Origin of the sequence: Clostridioides sp. GD02377, assembly GCF_045899875.1 — a bacterium.
Lineage (GTDB): Bacteria > Bacillota > Clostridia > Peptostreptococcales > Peptostreptococcaceae > Clostridioides > Clostridioides difficile_A.
Window position 1 is genome coordinate 25503 of record NZ_JBJODA010000029.1, and the last position, 8101, is coordinate 33603.

General features: G+C 29.0%; 7 protein-coding genes. All 7 read left to right on the forward strand.

What is annotated here, in order from left to right; genetic code table 11:
- Positions 1-14 precede the first annotated feature (14 nt).
- Complete coding sequence (locus Q3304_RS19185; protein WP_407815464.1) at positions 15-1703, forward strand: putative 2-aminoethylphosphonate ABC transporter permease subunit; 1689 nt, start codon at positions 15-17, stop codon at positions 1701-1703.
- An 11-nt stretch (positions 1704-1714) separates the two neighbouring features.
- Entirely contained in the window at positions 1715-2776 is a 1062-nt protein-coding gene (locus Q3304_RS19190; RefSeq protein ID WP_407815465.1) for a putative 2-aminoethylphosphonate ABC transporter substrate-binding protein, read from the forward strand.
- Positions 2777-3138: 362 nt separating this feature from the next.
- The gene (gene rnmV, locus Q3304_RS19195) at positions 3139-3669 is read left to right on the forward strand and encodes a ribonuclease M5 (RefSeq protein WP_054271959.1); all 531 of its coding nucleotides are present in this window, start codon (positions 3139-3141) and stop codon (positions 3667-3669) included.
- 158 nt (positions 3670-3827) lie between these two features.
- Positions 3828-4697, forward strand: a complete 870-nt coding sequence (rsmA, locus tag Q3304_RS19200; RefSeq protein WP_407815241.1) for a 16S rRNA (adenine(1518)-N(6)/adenine(1519)-N(6))-dimethyltransferase RsmA — start codon at positions 3828-3830, stop codon at positions 4695-4697.
- Between the two features lie 65 nt (positions 4698-4762).
- On the forward strand, positions 4763-6040 hold the full coding sequence (locus tag Q3304_RS19205; protein WP_407815242.1) for a hypothetical protein: 1278 nt from the start codon (positions 4763-4765) through the stop codon (positions 6038-6040).
- 150 nt (positions 6041-6190) lie between these two features.
- Positions 6191-7306 (forward strand): M20/M25/M40 family metallo-hydrolase, encoded by a 1116-nt coding sequence (locus Q3304_RS19210; protein ID WP_054277753.1) that lies wholly within the window; start codon positions 6191-6193, stop codon positions 7304-7306.
- A 184-nt stretch (positions 7307-7490) separates the two neighbouring features.
- Positions 7491-8101, forward strand: a 611-nt coding sequence (locus Q3304_RS19215; protein ID WP_407815243.1) for a cation diffusion facilitator family transporter, incomplete at its 3' end; no start/stop codon positions are given.

Genomic DNA, 8101 nt, shown 5'->3' on the forward strand with positions numbered 1-8101 from the left:
CTAGAGGTGAATAAATGATAACAGTAAAAAACAAAAGAAAAATAAGTGATAGTATTATACAAAAATATGCTTTAATTTTTTCTGTAAGTGTATTGGCAGTTTTTATATTATTTCCATTAGTATCGTTATTAAAAAATGTATTTTTAGATATAAGCGGAAATTTTATAGGATTTTCAAACTTTAGTAAGTATATTGAAAATCCAAGTCTTATAGCATCATTTAAAAACTCAATTTTTGTATCTACAGTTTCATCTTTAATATCATTATGTTTAGCATTTATATATTCGTATGCAATAACGAGAACAAATATAAAGTTTAAGAACTTTTTTAAAACAATGGGGATGTTTCCACTTTTTGCACCAGCTATGCTATATGGTATCTCGCTTATATACCTTTTTGGAAATAAAGGAATTTTTACAATTATGGGACTTGAGGTACAATTATATGGTCCATTAGGAATAATCATTTCTCAAATACTATTTACATTTCCACAAGCATTCTTAATATTATCTGTTGCACTTTCAATGGCAGATTATAGACTTTACGAAGCAGCAGATAGTTTGGGGGCTAGTGAATTTAAGAAGTTCTGTAAAATTACAATTCCAGGTATAAAGTATTCACTAATGAGTTCATTCTTTGTATCCTTTATACTTGCATTTACAGATTTTGGGGCAGCAAAGATAGTTGGAGGAAACTATAATGTGTTGGCTACTGACATATATAAACAAGTAGTAGGGCAATTTAACATACCAATGGGAGCAACTGTTTCTATGGTAATGTTGATTCCTGTATTGATAGCTTTTACATTAGACAAGATGGCAAGTAAAAAGCAAGGAATGACTATAACTGCAAAATCTATGCCATATAAAATTAAAGAAAATAAGCTTAGAGATAGAATGTTTTTAATAGCATGTAGTTTTATAACTTTATTAATATTTATTTTGATATTCGTTTCAGTTATAGGTTCAGTTATAAAGCTATGGCCATATAATTTAAGTTTTACAATGGAGCATTATAGATTTAAAGGAATGTCAGGAAATGGGATAAAAACTTATTTAAGTAGTTTAAAAATATCAACATTGACAGCAATATTTGGAACTATATTTGTATTTTTTAGTTCATATATGATAGAAAAGGTAGATAAATTTCCTAAGTTAAGACAAGCAGCTTATTTTTTATCAATGATACCTATGGCATTACCTGGTTTAGCTTTAGGTATATCATACATAACTTTTTTTAACTCATCAAATAACCCATTAAACTTTCTGTATGGAAGTACAACGATATTAGTTATAGCAAATATAGTTCATTTCTATTCAGTGTGTTTTATAACTTCAAATTCATCTTTAAAGATGTTGGATAAAGAATATGAACTAGTTGCAAAATCTATAAATATACCATTTTACAAAGTATTCTTTAATGTGACCATTCCAATGTCTATAACATCAATACTTGAAATAGCAGTATATTATTTTATGAATTCAATGGTTACTGTTTCAGCATTAATATTTTTATATGCTCCTCAGACTCAGACAGCATCAATATCAATACTAAAGTTAGATGAAATAGGATATATAGGGCCATCAGCTGCTATGGCAGTATTAGTGCTTTTAACAAATATAGTAGTAAGACTTTTATACGAAGTTGTAACAAAAAAATTAAGAAATAACACACAAAAATGGCAACAAAAAGATGTTGCTTAGGGGAGGCAAAAATGAAATTTAAGAAGCTAGTTTCTTTAGGAGTATTATCAACACTTTTATTGAGTATAATAACGGGGTGCAGTGATGCTTCATCAAATTCGAAGTCTGATAATAAGTCAAAGGGAGAATTAACGGTTTATACGGCAATTGAAGAAGATAGTATAGATACATATTTAACTACGTTTAAAGAAAAATATCCAGATGTTAAGTTGAATGTTTTTAGAGCATCAGTAGGAGACATAACAGCAAGACTACTTGCTGAAAAAGATAATCCTCAGGCAGATGTATTATGGGGTGTTGCAGCTACAAGTTTGATAATTTTAGATGAGCAAGGAATGTTAGAACCATATGCTCCAAAAGACCTTGATAAGATAAATCCTGTTTTTAAAGATGATAAGGAAGTTCCTTCTTGGGTTGGAATAGATGCCTGGATGACAGGTATAACAGTAAATACTAAAGAATTAAAAGGTAAAAATATACCAATTCCTAGTTCTTATGAAGATTTAACAAAACCAGAGTATAAAGGGTTAATATCTATGCCTAATCCATCCTCTGCGGGAACAGGATATTTAACCGTATCAGCATTCATACAAATAATGGGTGAAGAAAAAGCATGGGAATATATGGATAAATTACATAAAAACATTGGTGTATATACTCAATCTGGCTCAGCTCCAGCTATATCAGCAGCTTCAGGGGAATATCCCATAGGTATATCTTTTGGAAATAGAGGTATAAAATTAAAAGAGGAAGGTTATCCAGTGCAGGTTGTATTTCCAAAAGAAGGTTCTGGCTGGGAATTAGAATCAAATGCTCTTGTAAAAAAAGACAATATAAAAGAAGCTTCAAAAGTATTTTTAGATTGGGCTATAAGTAAGGATGTAATGAATGAGTATTCTAAGAATTTTGCTGTTACTACAATTGATACAGGAAATCCGATACCAGAGGGGTTCCCTAAAAAGCCATTAGAACAAATGATAGATAATGATTTAAGATTGTCAGCAAGAAATAGAGAAGCTATACTAAATAAATGGGTATCAAAATATGATGGAAAGACAGAAAAAGATAGTTAAACTTGTAGTAAAGTAACTTAAAATAGACTATACCAAAATAAAATGATAATTTACAAATATAAAAAGGTGAATTCTAATAGATGGAGTTCACTTTTTTATATATAAATATTCTATTGACAGAAGGATATAATGAATATTAAGAAAATATATTTACAGATTGAATATGCAGAAGAATATCTTTAATGATACTTGGAAAGAAGGCTATAAAAGACAAAGTTTATATTCACCTAATAAAAATGATTTTTTTATAAGATATGTTTTTAAATAAAAATAAATAGTTTAGTACCTTGATTAAATCAAATAAAAACTTTAAAATAAAGAGATGTAAAGAAAAACTAAAAATGAATAAAAGGTGAATTTATATGATAAAAGAAATAATCGTAGTAGAGGGTAGAGATGATGTTACAGCAGTTAAGAGAGCAATAGATGCAGAACTTATAACTACAGGTGGATTTGGATTTCCAAAAGGTGTAATGGAGCGTATAAAATCTGCTAATGAGAGACGTGGTGTTATAATATTTACAGACCCAGACTTTGCAGGTGAAAAAATAAGAAAAAAAATAGCATCAGAAGTTCCAGGATGTAAACATGCATTTCTACCAAGAGAAGAAGCTAAAAAAGATGGAGATATAGGTATTGAAAATGCTACTCCTAAAAGTATAATAGCTGCTTTAAATAAAGTCAGAACTGAAAATACAGAAAAAAGAAATGAATTTAAACAAGTTGATTTAATTAGAAATGGTCTTATAGGCAATGAAGATGCATCACTTAGAAGAGATACACTTGGCAAAATACTTGGAATTGGATATGGAAACGCGAAACAATTTTTAAATAGATTGAATAATTATGGAGTTGAAAGAGAAGAATTTATAGATGCATTAAAACAGCTCTAAGTGTAATATTTAGTATGTGAAAAATATTATATAAAATGGATGTAAAATCACAGGTTAATTTAAGATAAAATATTTCTAATAAATACTTTATTTTAAATACATACGAATATGTATAATTAAAAAAATTAAATCTTAAAATAAGTTAAAAGGAGTAAATAATGGATAGACTATCTTCACATAGTGCAACAAAAGAAGTAGTACAAAAATATAATTTTAAATTTTCAAAGTCTCTAGGTCAGAATTTTTTGATAGATAGTAATATAATTGATAAAATACTGGTTGGAGCTAGAATTAAAGAAGGCGATAATATAATAGAAGTGGGGCCTGGTATAGGTACACTTACTCGTGAAATGGGTAAAGTAGCACAAAAAGTAGTAGCTATAGAAATTGACAGGAATTTAATCCCTATACTGAAAGACACATTGTCAGATTTAGATAACACAGAAGTAGTAAACAAAGATATATTAAAAGTAGATATACAAGAACTAATAAAAGATAAATTAAATGGTGGGCCAGTTAAGCTTGTGGCAAACCTCCCATACTATATAACTACCCCAATAGTTATGAAGTTTTTAGAAGAAGATATACCTGTAACAGATATAGTGGTCATGGTTCAAAAAGAAGTTGCAGATAGAATGAATGCTATGCCAAGCACTAAAGATTATGGAGCATTATCTATAGCTGTTCAATATTATTGTGAAACAGAGATTGTAGCAAAAGCTCCAAGACATATGTTTATACCACAACCAAATGTAGATTCTACAGTTATAGGTCTACATGTAAGAGCTGAAAAAAAATATAATGTTCATAATGAAGAACTATTTTTTAAAACAGTAAAAGCATCTTTTGGACAAAGAAGAAAAACTCTTCTCAATTCGTTGGGAGGACTTGGTTTTCTTAATAAAGATGAAATAAGAGAAATATTAAAAGAAGCTAATATAGACGAAAAAAGAAGGGGCGAAACTCTTAGTATAGAAGAGTTTGCAGTTCTTTCAAATATAATAAATACAAAAGTATCTTCTAAATAGAAGGTACTTTTTTTTATTTTATCAACATATATTGTTTAGAGAAACTGTGTTAAGGGGGGATTGCAGTGGGTTCTAAAAGAAAGTTTAAAAGAGACTATATAATACTAGAAGCTAAAGACATAAACTTTAGATACAAAGAACGAGTACTGCCAAAAGCTTTTGCAAAAGTTGAAGTAAATGATGAAAAAGCAATTATTGCATTATATGTAGAAAATCTAAAATATGTTAAAGATGGGTATAAAGCAGTGGCAATAAAAGGTGACCATGGATTGATAGACTTAGGAAATATAATTTTAAATGAACAAGGAAGAGGTGAATTTGTTTTAGATTTAGAAGATTACGATGATGAGATAAAAGGTATTGCGTTATTGTATGAAAGAAATATACCTTTAATTGGATTTAAAGGAAATAAGATTGAAAATTATGAGGACATATTATTCCAAGAGATAGAAGAAGAATATGAAGAAGAATATGAAGAATTGGAAGAAGACGAAGAATATGAAGAGTTAGACGCTGAGGAAGAGAGTGATAGAGAAGAAGGGAATGACGATGAAGAATATATTATAGAAGAATATGATGAAGATGAGTATGAAGATTATTGGGAAGATGATGAAGATGTTGAAGAGGGAGAGTTAAAAGCAAGAACGGATATAGAAGATTCTAGTGATGAGGAAATAGAAGAATTTAATAACTATAAGGAAATAGAAAATTATAATAAGGTTAAAGCACAAGAAGAATATAGAGATATGGAGTATGATGAGGAATATGACGAAGATGATGAAGAAGATTTTGAAATAAGTAGAGAAGAAGAAGCTATCGTTTCTTCAAAACCTACTAAATCAAAGAAAGCTCAAAAAGAGTTAAATAATATTGAAAAAATAAAAAGAGCTAATGGAATAAGTCAAGGAGATAGTGGAAATAAACAAGCTGGAACATTACTTATGCCTAGACAAATAAAGAAAGGTTTGAAACTTTTTAGAGAAGTAAAACCTTTTGCGACAGATTATATAGATAAGACAAGATGGTGGAAAATAGAGATAAACCCTACAACTCTATGTGGATATACAATGCCACATTTAGGATATTTAAATGTGTTGAATTATACGATGTATAGTGATGCAGTATTAAATTCATATAAATATAGACATTACTTATTTGGAGTTCAATATGATGAATATAATAAAAGAAAACATTATATATATGCTATTCCGGGAAATAGAAGTGAACAGCCAGACAATGGAAGTACAGGATTCTTAAGATACCAAGCTTGTGACAATAGAACAAATAGTTTAGGATACTGGTTATGTTTTATAGATTCTAGACAAAGAAATATAGTCAGATAGAAATAATGAAAATGCAAGAATTTAGCTTTAACTTTCATTTTACTAAAATAAATTAATGAAAGTAATATAAAAACTTAAAAACTATTGATAATATTTAAATATTACACTACAATATATGTTGAAATACCTATTATATTATGGAGGAAAATTATGATAAACGAGCAAAGAATTTTAAACGAGTTCCTTGAATTAATACAGATAGACAGTTTATCTTTAAAAGAGGGGAATGTTGCTAAAGTATTAGTTAAAAAATTAGAAGAAATAGGTTGTTCAGTTGCAGTAGATAATGCTGGTGAAAAAACAAATGGAGAAACTGGCAATATAATAGCTACATTAAAAGGAAACAAAGAAGGTAAGAAAATATTATTTAGTTCACATATGGACACAGTAACTCCAGGTATAGGAGTAAAACCTATAGTGGATGAAGCAAATGGAATAATAAAAAGTGATGGTACTACAATATTAGGTTCTGATGATAAAGCAGGTATAGCAGCTATATTAGAAGGCTTAAGATATATAAAGGAAAATAACATAGAACATACTGATATACAAGTTGTATTCTCTATATGTGAAGAATGTGGATTAGTTGGTGCTAAAAATTTAGACTATGGAAAAATAGATTCTAAATATGCTTTTGTATTAGATAGTGGAGGTTCTCCTGGAGAAATAATAGTAAAAGCTCCTGCACAAGATGTAATAAATGTTAAGATATTAGGAAAGACTGCTCATGCAGGTCTTGAGCCTGAAGCTGGTATAAGTGCTATAATGGTAGCAGCTAGAGCAATAGAAAATATGAATTTACTTAGAATAGATGAAGAAACAACTGCTAACATAGGAATTATAAACGGCGGAACAGCTACAAACATAGTAACAGGTGAAGTTAATATAGTTGCAGAAGCTAGAAGTTTAAAAGAAGATAAATTGGATGTTCAAACTAAACATATGGTAGATACTTTTGAAAAAGCTGCCAAAGATTTTGGAGCTCAAATTGAAATAGATGTAAACAGAGCATATACTCCAATTGATGTTAGTGAGGATTCTGAAATAATAAAACTTGCAAAGAAAGCTTTTTCAAACTTAGGTATAGAAGGTCATACTGAATCTACAGGAGGAGGTAGTGATACAAATATATTAAGTAAAAATGGTATCGAAGCTATAACTTTAGGAATAGGTATGAAAAATGCTCATACATTAAGCGAACATATAGCTATAAAAGATTTATATGATTCTGCTAAAATGGTAGTAGAGATAATAAAAGAAGCATAAATTTAAATAATAGTGTATAATATATATCGCCTAGCTTAAGCTAGGTGATTTTTCATTTTATAGAAGATTGATAATCTCTATTGAAAGTAAAGAGTATACATTTGCATGTAATAGTAAGTTTAATTTATATCCAGATGTATGTTTTTGATATAATATTAGAGTCGTTTTAGAAGGAGGAATAAAAATGGAAACAAGGTATGAGGAAGCAAATAAAATAACTATACAATCAATACTTTGGAATATAGCATTAACAATAATTAAGATGATAGCTGGGGTTATTGGTAACTCTAGTGCAATGATTGCAGATGGTTTACATTCAGCATCAGATATCATAAGTTCAATAGGAGTATTAATAGGTAATTATGTATCTTCTAGACCAGGAGATAGAGAACATAATTATGGGCATGAGAAAGCAGAAACATTGGTATCATTCGTATTATCAATATTACTTATATTTGTTTCTATAACAATAGGTATAGAGGCAATTAAATCTTTATTTAACTTAGATGCACTAAGTGTTCCATCAATATTACCATTAGTTGTATCAGTTATTTCAATCTTGATAAAAGAGTATCAATATAGAATAACAATAAAAGTTGCTAAAAAGATAAATTCTCCAGCCTTAAAAGCTGATGCTTGGCATCATAGGTCAGATGCATTATCTTCAGTAGCTGCTTTTATAGGGATAGGAGGTTCTATTTTAGGTTTTAAGCCTTTAGACCCAATTGCATCAGTTGTAGTGGCTATATTTGTAGCTAAGGTAGGAATAGATATACTTATAAGTTCTGTTAATGA